The 17,043-nt window shown below is 34.6% G+C and carries 10 protein-coding genes and 1 CRISPR repeat array (1 of these 11 cut by a window edge); of the genes, 7 read left to right on the top strand and 3 right to left on the bottom strand.

All coding sequences use genetic code 11. The features are described 5' to 3' along the window. Window positions 1-53: 53 nt before the first annotated feature. Entirely contained in the window at window positions 54-1,040 is a 987-nt protein-coding gene (locus tag BW951_RS15950) for a helix-turn-helix domain-containing protein (protein ID WP_084196460.1), read from the bottom strand. Between the two features lie 279 nt (window positions 1,041-1,319). Here BW951_RS15950 and BW951_RS15955 point away from each other — a divergent pair, with 279 nt between their 5' ends. The 3 genes from BW951_RS15955 (at window position 1,320) to BW951_RS15965 (ending at window position 4,921) form a co-directional block, all read left to right on the top strand. After that, window positions 1,320-2,597, top strand: coding sequence for a hypothetical protein (locus BW951_RS15955; protein ID WP_076394681.1), 1,278 nt, complete (start codon window positions 1,320-1,322; stop codon window positions 2,595-2,597). 275 nt (window positions 2,598-2,872) lie between these two features. Next, window positions 2,873-3,049, top strand: a complete 177-nt coding sequence (locus BW951_RS15960) for a histone H1 (protein ID WP_076394683.1) — start codon at window positions 2,873-2,875, stop codon at window positions 3,047-3,049. Between the two features lie 306 nt (window positions 3,050-3,355). Next, window positions 3,356-4,921 (top strand): M20/M25/M40 family metallo-hydrolase, encoded by a 1,566-nt coding sequence (locus BW951_RS15965; RefSeq protein ID WP_084196462.1) that lies wholly within the window; start codon window positions 3,356-3,358, stop codon window positions 4,919-4,921. A 150-nt stretch (window positions 4,922-5,071) separates the two neighbouring features. On the opposite strand, the gene BW951_RS15970 is transcribed toward BW951_RS15965, so the two are convergent. After that, on the bottom strand, window positions 5,072-5,647 hold the full coding sequence (locus BW951_RS15970) for an RDD family protein (protein WP_076394685.1): 576 nt from the start codon (window positions 5,645-5,647) through the stop codon (window positions 5,072-5,074). 10 nt (window positions 5,648-5,657) lie between these two features. After that, window positions 5,658-7,781 carry a Tex family protein gene (locus BW951_RS15975; protein ID WP_076394687.1) on the bottom strand — a complete coding sequence of 708 codons (2,124 nt, stop codon included), beginning with the start codon at window positions 7,779-7,781 and terminating at the stop codon, window positions 5,658-5,660. A 608-nt stretch (window positions 7,782-8,389) separates the two neighbouring features. On the opposite strand from BW951_RS15975, the gene BW951_RS15980 reads away from it, so the two are divergent. From BW951_RS15980 to cas2, 4 genes are all read left to right on the top strand, one after another. Continuing rightward, window positions 8,390-9,067, top strand: a complete 678-nt coding sequence (locus BW951_RS15980; RefSeq protein ID WP_076394689.1) for a YceI family protein — start codon at window positions 8,390-8,392, stop codon at window positions 9,065-9,067. Between the two features lie 357 nt (window positions 9,068-9,424). Continuing rightward, window positions 9,425-13,618: a type II CRISPR RNA-guided endonuclease Cas9 gene (gene cas9 / locus BW951_RS15985; protein ID WP_076394715.1), complete on the top strand. Its 4,194-nt coding sequence runs from the start codon at window positions 9,425-9,427 to the stop codon at window positions 13,616-13,618. A gap of 12 nt (window positions 13,619-13,630) precedes the next feature. After that, window positions 13,631-14,524: a type II CRISPR-associated endonuclease Cas1 gene (gene cas1 / locus BW951_RS15990; protein WP_076394691.1), complete on the top strand. Its 894-nt coding sequence runs from the start codon at window positions 13,631-13,633 to the stop codon at window positions 14,522-14,524. A 127-nt stretch (window positions 14,525-14,651) separates the two neighbouring features. Further along, window positions 14,652-14,990: a CRISPR-associated endonuclease Cas2 gene (gene cas2, locus BW951_RS15995; protein WP_007842732.1), complete on the top strand. Its 339-nt coding sequence runs from the start codon at window positions 14,652-14,654 to the stop codon at window positions 14,988-14,990. A 278-nt stretch (window positions 14,991-15,268) separates the two neighbouring features. Then, window positions 15,269-17,043: a CRISPR direct-repeat array (repeat unit 47 nt; unit sequence GTTGTTCTTCATCACGAAGATAATAATTTTTGAAAGCAATTCACAAC); it runs 4,894 nt beyond the window's last position.

Here is a 17,043-nt window from a genome sequence, read left to right on the forward strand (position 1 = left end):
AGGTTTTACATTTTGGGAGCATTGGCTGATTTGGATCTTTTTATATTTGGTAATTATAGTGATTTAATATATTCACTGGGTGTTATTCCTTCAATTTGTTTAAAAACTCTGTTAAATGTAGATTGATTTGAAAATCCAGCCTCCGAATATATATAGAGCATGGTAAGTTTCTGCAAATCACTTTTTTCGATCATTTTTTTTACATGAATAATCCGCAATGTATTGATATAGTGATTAAAATTTTTGTAATTATTGATCTGGATGGCTTTTGATATATAGCTTGGATTTACATTCATAATCGAGGCGAGTTTGGAAAGGCTGAAATCAGGATCTTTAAAGAGCTTTTGACTGTTGATTTCTGAGTCTGTTTTCTCAAATAATTTTTTCAGCAATGATTCATCAATATTAACAGTTTTGTTATTCTCGCTTTTCTTCGGTTCTTCTTTCAAATTTTCTTCTTCTTTACTGTTGAGTATTTCCTGAATACTTTTGGTTTCTGCTATTTTAATTTTTTCTTTATAATAAATAAGTAAAAGAACCACTAAAAAATTTGCTAAAAATACAATCGTATCCGACAGCAGAATTTCATTTCTGGAATACACTCTGAGATTCAAATGAAAATGAGTAGAAATAATATACACTAAAGCTATCAAAATAAAAGTATAAAAAGAGTACATATAACACTCTCTTTTACTCAAAAAAATATATGCTGCAATGGGAATCGGGAAAAACCAAACTACATTCAGAATGGTATATTTCCAGAAAACAAATAATAAAAAGCAGGCATATAATGGAGCAACGAATAAATAGATCTTTATAAACTTAAATGGATTAAAGTTGTTCAGTGTATTCAAAACAACTAAAAGTATCAGAATTATTATAAAACCGCAAGCAGTATAATAGGTCAACAGGGAATCTTTAACGAAAAAAAGATACATTATTGTAAACAGCATTAATACCGAAAGCATTATCTTAAAGTAAGCCGACAAGAGGTTTTTTATTTCCTTTTCTACCCCTTTTTCATAAATCTCTTCTATCATGTGTGCTTTATTTTCTTATTTATTGAATTTGATTGATTTAAAATATTGATTTACAATTATTTATTTTTTTATAAATGATTTATTGTTTTTCATTTATCACAAATATTTATCCCTATGTTCAAGTGTTTATTTTTGTAAAGCGAAAATTAAAACAAGATAATTTCTGTAAGCGCAAATATAGTTATTGTTTAAAAAAAATCTTGTTTAAATACTAAAAATAGCAAAATATAGAATTTATATTTTGTTTTTCATCAGAATAATACAATAAATACAGTCAACATGAAAAAACACATTATGTTTGTTTTACTGATCTCGTCAGTATCTCTTTTTAACAGTCAAGTAGGTATTAATACAGCTAATCCCCAAGGTATCTTCCATGTAGATGGAGGAAAAGATAATAGCACATCTGGAATTCCTACAGAATCACAGCAAGCCAACGATTTTGTCGCTACAGCTTCCGGAAGTGTAGGAGTAGGCACAGTAGCTCCTGATGCTTCATCAATTTTAGATTTAACAAGTTCCAGCAAAGGTTTTCTTGCACCACGAATTGCCCTAACTTCAAATACAGATACGACAACTATTTCTTCTCCTGCTGTCGGATTGCTTATATTCAACAAAGGAACTGGAGGTCTTAGTTATGTAGGATATGTCTTTTGGAATGGAACAGAGTGGAGAACATTCAATGGAGGTTCACTTGCAAATGGTACTATAGGAAGCATTCTTTGCGATCAGGTAGCTCTTACTCCGGAAACATATGTGCTTGGTACTTCCTATTCCGGAACTTTAACGGTGAGATATACTGGTGGTAATGGAGGCATTTATGCCGCTCAGTCAATAGCTTCTACCGGTGTTACAGGACTTACTGCCACGTTAGCTTCAGGAAGTTTTGAAGCAGGTTCAGGGGTGCTGAATTATAATGTAACAGGAACGCCCAGTGCAAGCAGCCCAGCGACTGCCCATTTTGCAATTAATATTGGAGGTAAGAGTTGTGACGTTGAGATAGGCTCAGGATTATCTTTGGGTCAGGCGAAATATTGGTATGGCTCTATGCCCGCAAATGTAGGTTCCGGAGGTACCAATACTGCTACTGTTGTTACCGCAAATTATCTTAGCAGTTACAACAACGGTGTTAATGCAGTTCCAAGCATTGATGGGATGAGGTTCGACTATTATGCTATTGCTCCTGTAACCGGAAACGGTACTATTTCAGGAATTCCACGTTTGGTAAATATTTCTGGAGAAAATATAAAAGTAAGTTTTGCCGCCTTTTCAACAGCGCAAAATTATGGCACTATGAATAAATGGCTGAGTGACGGACAGTTCATTAATTTAGATGACGGAATATGGAACGGTTATGGTGCCAATGAAACAACAAGCACTGTTCCTACCAGTTTGTCGACACCTCCAACAGGACTTACAGAAATTGAAACGTTGGATATCTGGCTGAACGAGCGTTGGTATAGAGTTACTTACTTTCCTGTGATTGATAATAATAATACAATAAGCGCAGCAGATGATATCAGAAAAGTGGCAATTTCTGTGACCAGGCTGAAATAATTTTCGAAATGTTAGAAAAGCCAAGTTAGTCTAGAATATCAACTTGTTGAAATAGATTGGTTTATTGTTTTCTGCAAAGAAAGATTGTATGATTATTGACTACAAAATTTCAGAAAACTGACAAATAAAAATACTTTAGACTGTTTAATATTTCTGCTTGTCTGGGAAAAATAAAATAAACCATACTTTTTTAGCAATTAATTTGAATATTTTTTCTTCACTATTAGGCTGGAATCACCATAAAAGCTATATTTGCAGCCTAAATTTTAAAAATAATGAAAGAACTAATTGAAAAAATCAACGCAGAATTTGAAGCTTTCACAACTGAAGCAAACCAACAAGCAGAAAAAGGAAACAAAGCAGCTGGAACAAGAGCTCGTAAAGCAGCTTTGGAACTAAGCAAGCTTTTCAAGGAATTCAGAAAAGTTTCTGTTGAAGAATCAAAAAAATAGTTGTTCCCAAAACCGGCTTTTCAGTCGGTTTTTTTATTTGAATTTTTACAAAGAAATTTACTTTTTAAATAATCACATACGTCACATGAGATTTAAACACTCGTTAAGTCGTAAGAAAACATCAGTTTCTGAAAATCTCTGATTTTCCTCTTATGTAGTCTTGATTTGTGGATTGTAAATCAAAAGCGAATCTCATTCACCCTTGACTTTTTCACCATTCACCAGCAACAATTCACCATCACCAAATCCTTTCCGCGTTTTCCCATTTCCGCGAATCTCTTTATCTTTAGGGCTACAATGATTAATATGAAGATAAACAGATTTCTTGCATTGCCTGTTATGATGGCGATGACGCAATTTTCTCTGGCTCAGAATGCCGTTTCTCAGGAAAAACTTAATCCCGTAGTTCAGAATTTCGTGAATGAGGTAAACAATAATTCCCAGCTTGAAACGATGGCGTATGAACTTTTGGACGGAATCGGTCCTCGACTGATCGGAACTCCGGAAATGTTTGCTGCCAATGAATGGACGGCAAATAAATTGAAATCATGGGATATTGAAGCCAGTCTGCAACAGTTTGGAACATGGAAAGGATGGCAAAGAGGGATCACTCATGTGGATATGACGTTTCCTCGTATGAAAAGTTTATCGGCAACCCAGTTAGCATGGAGTCCGGCAACCAAAAAAGCAGTGGAAGCAGAAGTTATTATTCTCCCGAAAGTCTCTTCCAAAGCTGAATTTGATCAATGGATGTCTTCCGTGAAGGGAAAAGTTGTTTTGATGGCACAGTATCAGAAAATAGGACGCTCCGACGATCAGATCAAAGAATTTGCCACGCCTGAACTGTATGAGAAACTCAAAAAAGAGAAAGAACAGGCTTCAAAAGAGTATCAGAATTATATAAAAAGCATCGGCTATAACAATGAAACGCTTCCTGAAGCTCTGGAAAAAGCGGGTGCGGCAGGAATTGCGATTTCCAACTGGACGGGAATTATGGGAGCCAACAGAATTTTTGAGGCAAAAACGAAAAATATTCCCATGTTCGATATTGAGCTTGAAGATTATGGAATGTTGTACAGAATGGCGGAAAACGGCGCAAAACCCAAGATCAGGATCGAGGTGAAATCAAAAATCCTTCCCGAAGCAAAATCGTTCAACACCATCGGAATGATTAAAGGAAAAGAAAAACCTGATGAATACGTTATTCTTTCTGCGCATCTGGATTCGTGGGACGGTGCGCAAGGCGCTACAGACAACGGAACGGGAGTTTTAACCATGTTGGAAGCGATGAGAATTCTTAAGAAATATTATCCCGATAACAAAAGAACCATTATTGTCGGACTTTGGGGCAGTGAAGAGCAGGGACTGAACGGATCAAGAAGTTTTGTGGCGGATCATCCTGAAATTGTAAAGGGAGTTCAGGCGGTTTTCAATCAGGACAACGGGACGGGTAGAGTAGTAAACATCGGCGGACAGGGTTTTGTACATGCTTACGATTATCTTGGAAAATGGCTGAACGCGGTTCCTAAAAATATTAAAAGCCAGATTAAAACAGACTTTCCGGGAACTCCGGGTGGAGGAGGTTCCGATCATGCTTCTTTCGTAGCAGCGGGAGTTCCGTCGTTCGGACTGGGTTCTTTAAACTGGGGATATTTTGGCTACACTTGGCATACGACAAAAGATACCTACGACAAAATTATTTTTGATGAGGTGAAAAGCAATGTGATTCTAACAGCAACTTTAGCGTACATGGCTTCAGAAGACCCCGAATTTTCGAACCGGGAAAAAAGAGCAATGCCACTGGACGATAAAGGACAGATTACTAAATGGCCGGAAGTGAGAAAAGCGGTAAGAGATTTTAAGGATTATTAAAATTCAGTGTTTTTATAAGCCACAAAATATGAAGAGTCAGTTTTAAAGTTTGTTCTAAGAGAGAGAAAGAACATACAAAGTATTTAAAAATCTCTGATTTTATTTTTTGAGAATTTTAAAAATTTTGAAGATAGATTTTAAAATGAGCGACTAGTCAATGAGTCGCTCATTATTTTTATTATTTTCAGTTTGAAGCATATCTTTTACTTCGGATAGTTTACTTTCTTTAATGACATAAGTTTTACAGATTTTATTGTTGAGATACATTCTGAAATTCATTTGGGTAGATGTTTTTTTACCGTACGGATTTCTGTAAGTCTGTTCTGTAAAGACAGGTAAGAGATTTACCAAACATAAAATATTTCTTTTCAAAGACTTTCCGAATTTAGGATGATTGCCTTCATCATCGATTACTTTCATACGGAATATCTTTTTGCCTAAAGTTGTTCCGAAATAATATTCACTGATAGCCCCCAAAACAATCACCAAAGGAATTGATAAGAGTATATTGAATATGATGGATTTATTCAGCAAGAAATTAATGAAGCAAGAAAATATAGCAATGTCTATCCATTTGGCAAAAAGCCTTTGAGTTTCATTTCCTTTAAAGCTTGGATTATATGGAAGATGATATTCGTAAGCATGATAAATTCTTTTCCCATACTTGTCAAAATCGAGAGTAGGTCTATTAATAATTTTTCTTTCTTTTATATCCGAAATTTTCATACAAGTTTAACTACAAAACCATACTCAGCTGAATTCTTTTTCTCGCTTCATCAATCTCCGTTACTCTTACCTGAACGTGCTGATGCAGTTTTACCACTTCATTCACATCAGAAACAAAGCCGTCTTTTAACTGGGAAATATGAACCAATCCGCTTTCCTTGATTCCCAGATCTACAAAACAGCCAAAAGCGGTGATATTATTAACGATTCCCGGAAGGATCATTCCTGTTTTTAAATCTTTGATGCTTTTTACATTCGGATCAAATTCAAAAATTTTGGCAGCTTTTCTTGGATCCAGCCCCGGTTTTTCAAGCTCTTTTAAAATATCTTTGATTCCTAAAATTCCGATGTCTCCGGTGATGTAGTTTTCGGGTTTTACCAGTGCGATCTTTTCTTTATTGGCGATCAGCTCATTGGTTTTTATGCCTAAATCTTTTGCCATTTTTTCAACAATTCCGTAGGCTTCGGGATGTACGGCAGAATTATCCAGCGGATTTTTGGCATTATGAATTCTCACAAATGCGGCTGCCTGCTGAAAAGCTTTTTCGCCTAATCTCGGAACTTTTTTAAGTTGTTTTCTATCTTCAAAAGCTCCATTTTCAGTACGGTAGTTCACAATATTTTCTGCCATTTTCTCGCCGATTCCCGAAACATAGCTTAATAAAGATTTACTCGCTGTATTCAGATTGATTCCCACAGAATTTACACATTTCATCACCGTAGAATCCAGTTCGTTTTTTAATTGGGTCTGATCCACATCGTGCTGATATTGCCCGACTCCGATGGATTTCGGATCTATTTTTACCAGTTCCGCCAACGGATCCGCCAGTCTTCTTCCGATGGAAACGGATCCGCGAACCGTCACGTCATAGCTTGGAAATTCTTCACGCGCAATTTTACTTGCAGAGTACACCGAAGCTCCGGCTTCCGAAACAACGAAAACTTGTAAAGGTTTGTCGAATGCAATTTTTTTGATGAAAAACTCGGTTTCGCGGCTTGCGGTTCCGTTTCCGATGGAAATGGCTTCAATGTTATACGCATTCACCATGGAACGGATTTTTTTCATTGCCATTCCGCTTTCATTTTGCGGAGCGTGCGGATAAATGGTCTCGTTGTGGAGCAGGTCGCCTTTTTCATCCAAACAGACTACTTTGCAACCGCTTCTGTAGCCCGGATCAATTGCGAGAATCCTTTTTTCTCCCAAAGGCGGAGCAAGAAGAAGCTGCGTAAGGTTTTCAGCGAAAATTTCGATGGCTTTTTTATCGGCTTTTTCTTTCGCTTCCTGTAAGGTTTCGTTGGAGATTGCGGGTTCCAGTAATCTTTTGTAGCTGTCTTTGATCGCCAGTGAAATCTGTTCCGATGTTTCGTTGTTGGATTTAATGATGGCATTTTCAATAAAATCAATGGCTTCTTCTTTATCGATCCCGACATTGGCTTTCACAAAACCTTCAGATTCGGCTCTTAACATGGCTAAAAGACGGTGAGAAGGCATTCTGTTCAGGCTTTCTTCCCATTCGAAATACTGCGAGAATTTCTGTGCTTCTTCTTCGTCTTTTTTGGCTTTCACTACTTTTGAAGTAACCATTGCTTTTCGCTGAAAGAGGCGGCGGAGATTTTTTCTCACATACATATTTTCGTTGATCCATTCTGCCATGATGTCTCTTGCGCCCTGCAAAGCTTCTTCTTCGGAGGCAACCTGATCGTTCAGGTATTTTGAAGCCAAAAACTGTAAATCCTGAACTTTCTGGCTCATAATCATTTTCGCTAAAGGTTCCAGTCCTTTTTCTTTCGCGGCATCGGCTTTGGTTTTCTTCCTTTTTTTGAACGGCAGATAAAGATCTTCAATTTCCTGAATATCAAAACTTTCTTCAATTCTCTGTTTCAGTTCCGGCGTTAAAGCATTTTGTTCTTCGATCGATTTTAAGATGGATTCTTTTCTTTTTACAATTTCTTCAAACTGTTTACTGAGTTTCGAAATCTGCTCAATCTGTGTTTCGTCAAGATTTCCGGTTTTATCTTTTCGGTAACGGGAAATGAAAGGAATGGTGCAGTCTTCCGCCAGTAGTTCTAAAGTGGCATTGATGCTTTTTTCGGATATGTTGAGGGATTGCTGTATGTATTGTGTTGTGTTCATTGTAAATTTTAAACGGCTAAAATAATCAAAATGTCTTTTGTAAACACATTTTAAATTTAACCATACTGTTTACAAAAGCTTTACTGTCTTATTTAAATTTAATAAAAAGAAAGAAGATGGATGGTTTAAGATTAAAATTTTTAACCGTGCAATGATTAAAACTCAAAAAAATAAAAAAAATGATTGTAATTATCTTAAAGTAAGATAAATATGCTTTGCTTGAAGATAAACTTTAAACTTTTTTACCACAAAAGATGCAAAAGATTTAAACACTTTAGTTGTTTAAATTTAATACATAAATGGAAAAAGAGCACGTAAGTTAAAAAAATCAAAGATTTTTTCTCTTTGCAGACATTTGAAATACTTTACATAAATCCGATAAAGTCTTTTGTCTCTTTTGTGGTTAAATTTAAAATGAGTTTAAACTTGATATAAAGATTTTAATTGTATCATGTGTATTTAATAATTCTTATTTTAGCGGAAAGGTCAATAATGGAAACCCTGAAATTTGTTTTCTTGATGTATGATAAGATAAAAGTGTGGGATGTTTTCTATTTTTGGTTCCGGAATTTAGAAATTCAGAATAAACTTTAAACAATTTAAATAATATGAAAAAACTAAGTGTTATTGCATTGGTTGCAGTAGGATTGCTTGCAGCGTCTTGTAACAAAGAAAAATCGGCTGAAAATGCAGCGACTTCTACTGAGCAGAAAGTAGCAGAAAGCAAAGGGGAAGTTTTGCCTGTAGATACGGTAGGTTCTGTGGTAAACTGGAAAGCATTCCACAAAGGAGGAATGGCTCCGCGTTGGGGAACTTTAATGGTAAAATCGGGAGATCTGAGCATCGAAAACGGTGGCGTAACGGCAGGAAACTTTGTAATCGACATGAACTCTATTAAAGTAGATCCGGCTTCTGTAACGGAAAAAGATAAAAAACCGGCAGATCTTGAAGCGCACCTTAAAAACCCTGATTTCTTCGACACGGCAAAAAATCCGACGGCTGATTTCAAAATTACAAGCGTAACAGATCTTAAGGAAGCTCCAAAAGATGCAGTAGCAGGTGCCAACAAAACAGTAAGCGGAAACCTTACTTTATCAGGAAAAACAATGAATGTAACGTTCCCTGCAAAAGTGGATGTAACGGAAAATTCAGCGGCAATTCAGGCTAAATTCACGGTGAACAGAGCAGACTGGGGAATTAAATTCGGAACTTCCGAAGCGGATCCTGCAGAATGGATGATCAGCAAAGACATCGAAATCGCTGTAGACGTAAAAGCTAAAAAATAATATTGTTAGATATTTCAGACTTGTAAAGCTGCCTTTTTTGAGGCGGCTTTTTTTGTGTTGGGGATTTTGCATTTCCCTTCTGAAATAGAAGGCGAGTTGCCCCGCCTTAAATGTTTTAGTTCACGGATTTATTTATAATTTTAATCGTGTTTACTGAAAAATTTAGACATAAAAAAGCCCCGAAGATAGTCGAGGCGCTAAATGTTTTCACAACGGAATAATCCTTATTGTGAATTGCTTTTCAAAATTATTGATACAAATATAAAAGAAAAATTCTTTGAATGGTTTACGGAAAACCTCATTTTTAATAAATTTTTTCTTCTTATTTTTATTTACTTCAAAAAACTGATACTTATGATTAAAAATATACTTGGACTGGACTTGGGAGTTTCATCAATTGGCTGGGCTTATGTTCAGGAGGATTCTGAAAATTTAGAAAACAGTAAAATTATCAAATTGGGAGTTCGTGTAAATCCGTTAACTGTTGATGAACAATTAAATTTTGAAAAAGGAAAACCAATTACAACCAATGCAGGAAGAACTTTAGCCAGAAGTGCAAGAAGGAATCTTCAGAGATTTAAGTTAAGAAGAGCCAATCTTATTGATGTTTTAAAGAAAAATAATATTCTTAAAGAATCTGACTTACTTGCCGAAGTTGGCAAAAATTCAACATTTCAAACTCAGGAATTGAGAGCAAAGGCAGCAAGAGAAAAAATAGAACTTTCAGAATTTGCCAGAGTTTTGCTTCTTATCAATAAGAAAAGAGGATATAAAAGCAGCCGCAAAGCTAAAAATGATGAAGATGGACAGATTGTAGACGGAATGGCTGTTGCCAAAAAATTGTATGAAGAGAATGTAACCCCCGGAGAATATTCATATCAACTTTTACAGCAGGGAAAAAAACAATTGCCTGATTTTTACCGTTCAGATTTACAGGCTGAATTTGATAAAGTATGGAATTTTCAGAAACAATATTATTCAGAAATCTTAACCGATGACCTTTATAAAGAATTACAAGGCAAAAATAAAAATGCAACTTGGGCAGTTCTAAAAGAGCCATTTTCTCTCGTTGGGATTAAGCAAACCGGAACAATGCAGGAGAAGAAAGTTGAAAAATACTTTTGGAGAAGCGAAGCGGTAAAAAGACAGTTGGATTTTGAAAGTCTGGCTGTTGTATTTCAGGAAATTAACAGCAATCTGAATAATTCGAGCGGTTATTTAGGTGCGATTAGTGATCGAAGTAAAGAGCTTTATTTTCATAATCAAACAGTTGGAGAGTATTTATTTCAGCAGTTGAAAGTCAACTCTCATACAAAGCTTAAAAATCAGGTTTTCTACAGACAGGATTACTTAGATGAATTTGAGAAGATATGGGAAACTCAATCAAAACATTATAAAGAATTAACGAAAGAATTAAAGGAAGAAATTCGGGATATTATCATTTTCTATCAAAGGAAACTCAAATCACAGAAAGGTTTAATCAGTATCTGTGAGTTTGAAAACAGGGAAATTGAAATTACAGAAAATGGAAAAACAAAAAAGAAAACAGTTGGGCTAAAAGTTGCACCAAAATCATCTCCTTTGTTTCAGGAATTTAAAATCTGGCAGGTTCTGAATAATTTACAGTTTCAAAATGTAGATACAAAGGAAATATTCCCAGTAGATTTAGATTTCAAGCAATCTATTTTTGATGAAGTCAATATAAAAGGAAAACTTTCTGCAAAAGATGTTCTAGATATTGTTGGATATTCAGGAAAAGAATGGAAAACTAATTTCAAAGATATTGAAGGAAATTATACTAATGAAAACTTATATACTGCTTTTCTAAAGATTATTGCCAATGAAGGAATAGAATTTCCAAAAGAATTTAAACTAACAATAGATGAAGAAATTAAAGTTTCTAAAATAAATACTTCTGCAGAAATTATTAAGTTGTTTGTCAGAGAAAAGTTTTCAGGATTAGGAATTGATACTTCTATTCTGGATTTTAATCCGGAGTTGGAAGGAACTGATTTTGAAAAACAGGCTTCTTATCAGCTATGGCATTTATTATATTCCTATGAAGGCGATGATTCTCCTTCCGGAAACGAAAAATTGTATGAATTATTGGAGAGGAAATTTGGATTTAAAAAAGAGCATTCCAAAATATTAGCTGAAATTGGTTTTTCTCAGGATTATGGAAGTTTGAGCTCTAAGGCAATGCGAAAGATTTATCCTTACATTAAAGAACATAAATACAGCGTAGCATGTAATTATGCAGGTTACAATCATTCTAAAAATTCCTTGACCAAAGAGCAATTGGAGAACCGGATTTTGAAAGAACAATTGGATATTCTTCCTAAAAATTCTTTACGAAATCCAGTCGTTGAAAAGATTTTGAATCAAATGATTAATCTCGTCAATGAAGTTTCAAAGGAATATGGAAAACCAGATGAAATAAGAATTGAATTGGCGCGAGAACTCAAACTTAATGCAGAAGAACGCGCTACGATGACTTCTGAAATTAACAAAGCGACTATACAGCATCAGAAATATGCAGAAGTTTTGCAAAGAGAATTTGGCATAAAAAGTCCTTCAAGAAATGATATTATTCGCTATAAATTATACTTGGAACTGGCAAATAACGGCTTTAAAGATCTGTATACAGATGTAAAAATTGAAAGAGAAAATTTATTTACAGATAAATACGATATTGATCACATCATTCCTCAATCCAGATTCTTTGATGATAGTTTCTCCAATAAAGTTTTAGTTCCCAGAAGTGCTAATCTTAAAAAAGGAAATTTTACGGCTTTCGATTATCTTGAGAACGAGGGAAAGGAAAAATTAGAGAAATTTCTTAATGTCATCACAGATCTTTATGATAAAGGTATTATTACCAAAGCTAAATATGAAAAGCTACAGAAAAAAGTCTCTGAAATAGGAGAAGGATTCATTGAAAGAGATTTGCGCACTACACAATACATTGCCAAAAAAGCTAAGGAAATCCTTTTTGGAATTACTAATTCTGTGGTTTCTACTTCGGGAAGAATTACCGATAAACTTCGGGAAGACTGGAATCTTGTTAATACAATGAAAGAACTTAATATCGAAAAGTACAGAAAATTAGGTTTAACGGAATTAATTGCAAATTCCAAAGGAGAGGAAAAAGAAAGGATCATTGATTGGACAAAAAGGAACGACCATCGTCACCACGCAATGGATGCTTTAACGGTTGCTTTTACCACCCACAGTCACATCCAATATCTGAATTATTTGAATGCAAGAAAAAATGAAGCTCATAAAGAACATAAAATAATTACAAATATTGAAAATAGCATTACAGAAATTGTAGAAAAGAAAAACGGATCAAAAGAAAGAAGATTCAAATTACCGATTAAAAATTTCCGTACTGAAGCCAAAAAACAATTGGAAGAAGTTTTGATTTCTCATAAAGCTAAAAATAAAGTAGTTACCAAAAATATAAATAAAATTAAGAAAAAGGGAAGTATAATTGCAAAAACAGAACTAACCCCGAGAGGACAGCTTCATAAAGAAACAATTTACGGAAGTTCGAAATTTCTTAAAACAAAAGAAGAAAAAATATCTGGGAAATTTGATTTAGAAACGATTCAGAAAGTTCAAAATGAAAAATACAGAAATGCTCTGTTAAAAAGATTGCACGAGTTTGGCGGAGATTCTAAAAAAGCATTCACCGGAAAAAATGTTATTTCTAAAAATCCAATATTTCTTAATGCTGAAAAAAAGGAGCAATTGCCTGAAACCGTAACTTTAGCTTGGTATGAAACAGGTTATACCATCAGAAAAGTTGTTAATCCGGATAATTTTAAAGATTTTAAAAATATTGAAAAAGTTATTGATAAAGGAGTTCGTGATATTCTAACTGAAAGATTAAAAGAATTTAACGGAAACTCTAAAGAAGCCTTTTCTAATTTGGAAAAGAATCCGATCTGGATTAACAAATCAAAAGGAATTTCAATAAAGACCGTTACTATTACAGGAATTAATAATGCCGAAGCTTTACATTATAAAAAAGATCATTTAGGAAAAGAAATTTTAGACGAAAATGGTCAAAAGATAGCCGTTGATTTCGTCAGTACAGGAAATAATCATCACGTTGCAATTTATGAAGATGAAAATGGAAACCTACAGGAGAAAGTTGTGAGTTTTTATGAAGCTGTAGAAAGAGTAAATCAGAATTTACCAATTATTGACAAAGAATATAATTCTGAGTTAGGTTGGAAATTCTTATTTACAATGAAACAGAATGAAATGTTTTTATTTCCATCAGACGATTTTGATCCGAAAGAAGTTGATTTATTTGATGATAAAAATCTGAGTTTGATTTCTAAAAATCTTTTTAGAGTGCAGAAGTTCGGATCATTGCTTTCTGGATTTTGGTTTAGACATCATTTAGAAACAAGTGTAGATGTAAATTCTGTGTTAAGAGGTACATCATATAAAGTAATTCAAAGCTCTAATAATTTGAGATCTATTGTAAAAGTAAGGCTTAACCATTTAGGTAAGATAGTTCAAATAGGAGAATATTAAAACATTTATAGTATGATCACCCGCTCCATCTACATCGGCAATCCCGCTTACCTTAAGCTCAAAGACGAGCAATTGAAAATCCTCTGTCCGGAAACCAAAACGGAAAAGGGGAGTGTTCCTGTGGAAGATTTGGGGTTGTTGATGCTGGATCATTATCAGATTACCATTTCGCACCATCTGATTCAGAAAATGATGGGAAATAATGTAGTGGTGGTGAGTTGTGATGCTCATCATTTACCGCACGGAATTATGCTTCCGCTGTATGGACATACCGAACATTCCGATCGGGTAAAAGATCAGTTGGAAGCCAGTGAACCGCTGAAAAAACAGCTTTGGAAACAGACTGTGGAATGTAAGATCGAAAACCAGAAAAACGTCCTGATGAAACTGGGAGATTATTACGAACCGATGATTGAATATCAGAGAAATGTAAAATCCGGCGATATAACGAATATGGAAGGGATTGCGGCGCAGCATTACTGGAAATACCTCATCAGTCTGGATTTTTTGAGACAGCGTTTTGGAGATTCACCCAATCAGTTTTTTAATTTTGGATATGCCGTGCTCAGAAGCATTGTGGCAAGAGCTATTGTAGAAACCGGACTGTTGCCTGTTCTCGGCATTTTTCATAAAAATAAATACAATCCGTATTGCCTTGCCGATGATTTAATGGAACCTTATCGTCCGTTTGTTGATTTACTCGTGATACAGTGGCTGAAAATTCATCCGGATACCGAAGAACTGACAAAAGAATTTAAAGCGCATATTCTCCAGATTGCGACCAAAGATGTGCGTATTGATGACAAAACAAGACCGTTGCTGGTTGCTGTAAAAACAACCGCTTCATCGCTTTACAAATGCTACACAGGAGAAAAACGACTGATTTCCTATCCGGAATTGATGTAATTTTTTTATGGCAGCTTTATCCGCCTGTAGTTTATCCTGAGCGGAGCCGAAGGATAAAAATCTGCAAAAAGAGCTCCACTCAGGTCGGGCTGCGATTATTACAATAAACAAACAATAGTCACCAAAAATGAACGCCGAAAGGTTTAATGCATACCGAATTATGTGGGTTTTAGTATTATATGACCTCCCGACCGAAACGAAAGCGAATATGAAAGATGCAAACCGTTTTCGGAAAGCTTTGATTGATGACGGATTTACTTTATTTCAGTTTTCGATGTATGTGCGTCATTGTCCGAGCCGCGAAAATGCAGAAGTTCATATCAAAAGAGTAAAATTTATGCTTCCGAAAGCCGGAAAGGTTGCCATTATGTGCATTACGGATAAACAGTTTGGAGACATCGAAATCTTTTTTGCCAGAAATAAAGAAGAACCGCCACCAACCTTCCAACAGCTCGAATTGTTCTGAATTTTGAATCCTGAAAACAAAAATAATCTACTGAAAACCAGTAGGTTATTTTTTGAGATTGTCCTTCATCACGAAGATAATAAATTTTGAAATCCGCAGCCGGATAAGCGTGGGCGGATTCGACGAAAAGCGTTGGATTCGAGTTGGCTGAGCCAAAGCAATTCCCAAATAGAAAATCAAAAAAGATAATTAGAGATAGATTATAATTAACTTTTAGAGATTTTGTTATTTTTAAAATATAAAATAATCCATTGAAAACCAATGGATTAGATTTTGAGGTTGTTCTTCATCACGAAGATAATAATTTTTGAAAGCAATTCACAACTACAATATCTTTGTATCTTTATCTATCTTAGTTGTTCTTCATCACGAAGATAATAATTTTTGAAAGCAATTCACAACATGAGTTCGGTATATTTATGGCAATTGCTCGTTGTTCTTCATCACGAAGATAATAATTTTTGAAAGCAATTCACAACTCTTACAAGAGCAAAAATCATTACCGAAGGGTTGTTCTTCATCACGAAGATAATAATTTTTGAAAGCAATTCACAACGTGGTTGCGCAAAAGAATTACACTGAAGAGGTTGTTCTTCATCACGAAGATAATAATTTTTGAAAGCAATTCACAACTTGGAATATTTTTGAAATTCCTCAATTTTTGTTGTTCTTCATCACGAAGATAATAATTTTTGAAAGCAATTCACAACTAAACTTCTCATCCTTCATCAGATTCTCATGTTGTTCTTCATCACGAAGATAATAATTTTTGAAAGCAATTCACAACATTTCTTTACAACATTACCTTGAAAAGCTAGTTGTTCTTCATCACGAAGATAATAATTTTTGAAAGCAATTCACAACGCGCTTATTCATCTTTCCTGCTGAGATACTGTTGTTCTTCATCACGAAGATAATAATTTTTGAAAGCAATTCACAACCGTGTAGATACATCGGTAGAATCCTTATTAGTTGTTCTTCATCACGAAGATAATAATTTTTGAAAGCAATTCACAACACTTGATAGATTCAGTGGTGAGATGCGTTAGTTGTTCTTCATCACGAAGATAATAATTTTTGAAAGCAATTCACAACAACGTTAATGAGCCAGACTATTCAAAGTTTGTTGTTCTTCATCACGAAGATAATAATTTTTGAAAGCAATTCACAACAAGCCTATTGACTTTTCTGGCGCTAATAATGTTGTTCTTCATCACGAAGATAATAATTTTTGAAAGCAATTCACAACCACTTTTATTTTGGTAATGGAGTAACCAATGTTGTTCTTCATCACGAAGATAATAATTTTTGAAAGCAATTCACAACTCCCGGATATTTATACCCCTACTACAGGAGGTTGTTCTTCATCACGAAGATAATAATTTTTGAAAGCAATTCACAACGGGGATGAGTATGAGGCTTTAAAAGCTAGGGTTGTTCTTCATCACGAAGATAATAATTTTTGAAAGCAATTCACAACTAATATGTTTATAACTCAAATATTTTTCAAGTTGTTCTTCATCACGAAGATAATAATTTTTGAAAGCAATTCACAACTCTATTAGCGGATCTGCTGAGGTTATTTACGTTGTTCTTCATCACGAAGATAATAATTTTTGAAAGCAATTCACAACCTTCCGGAGTTTGGGTTGTCAAGCGATACCGTTGTTCTTCATCACGAAGATAATAATTTTTGAAAGCAATTCACAACACCCTTCAATAAGTCATACTTATTACCTATGTTGTTCTTCATCACGAAGATAATAATTTTTGAAAGCAATTCACAACATAGTAGATTATATCCCCGCAATGGCTGATGTTGTTCTTCATCACGAAGATAATAATTTTTGAAAGCAATTCACAACAGGAGCTTAAGATAGAAGAGCAAGAGTTTAGTTGTTCTTCATCACGAAGATAATAATTTTTGAAAGCAATTCACAACTTGGAAAATTATATCAAGTAAATTAAATCAGTTGTTCTTCATCACGAAGATAATAATTTTTGAAAGCAATTCACAACACCTAAAAAAAAATTATGGGAATTGGAGAAGTTG

Source organism: Chryseobacterium gambrini, from assembly GCF_900156825.1.
Taxonomy (GTDB): domain Bacteria; phylum Bacteroidota; class Bacteroidia; order Flavobacteriales; family Weeksellaceae; genus Chryseobacterium; species Chryseobacterium gambrini.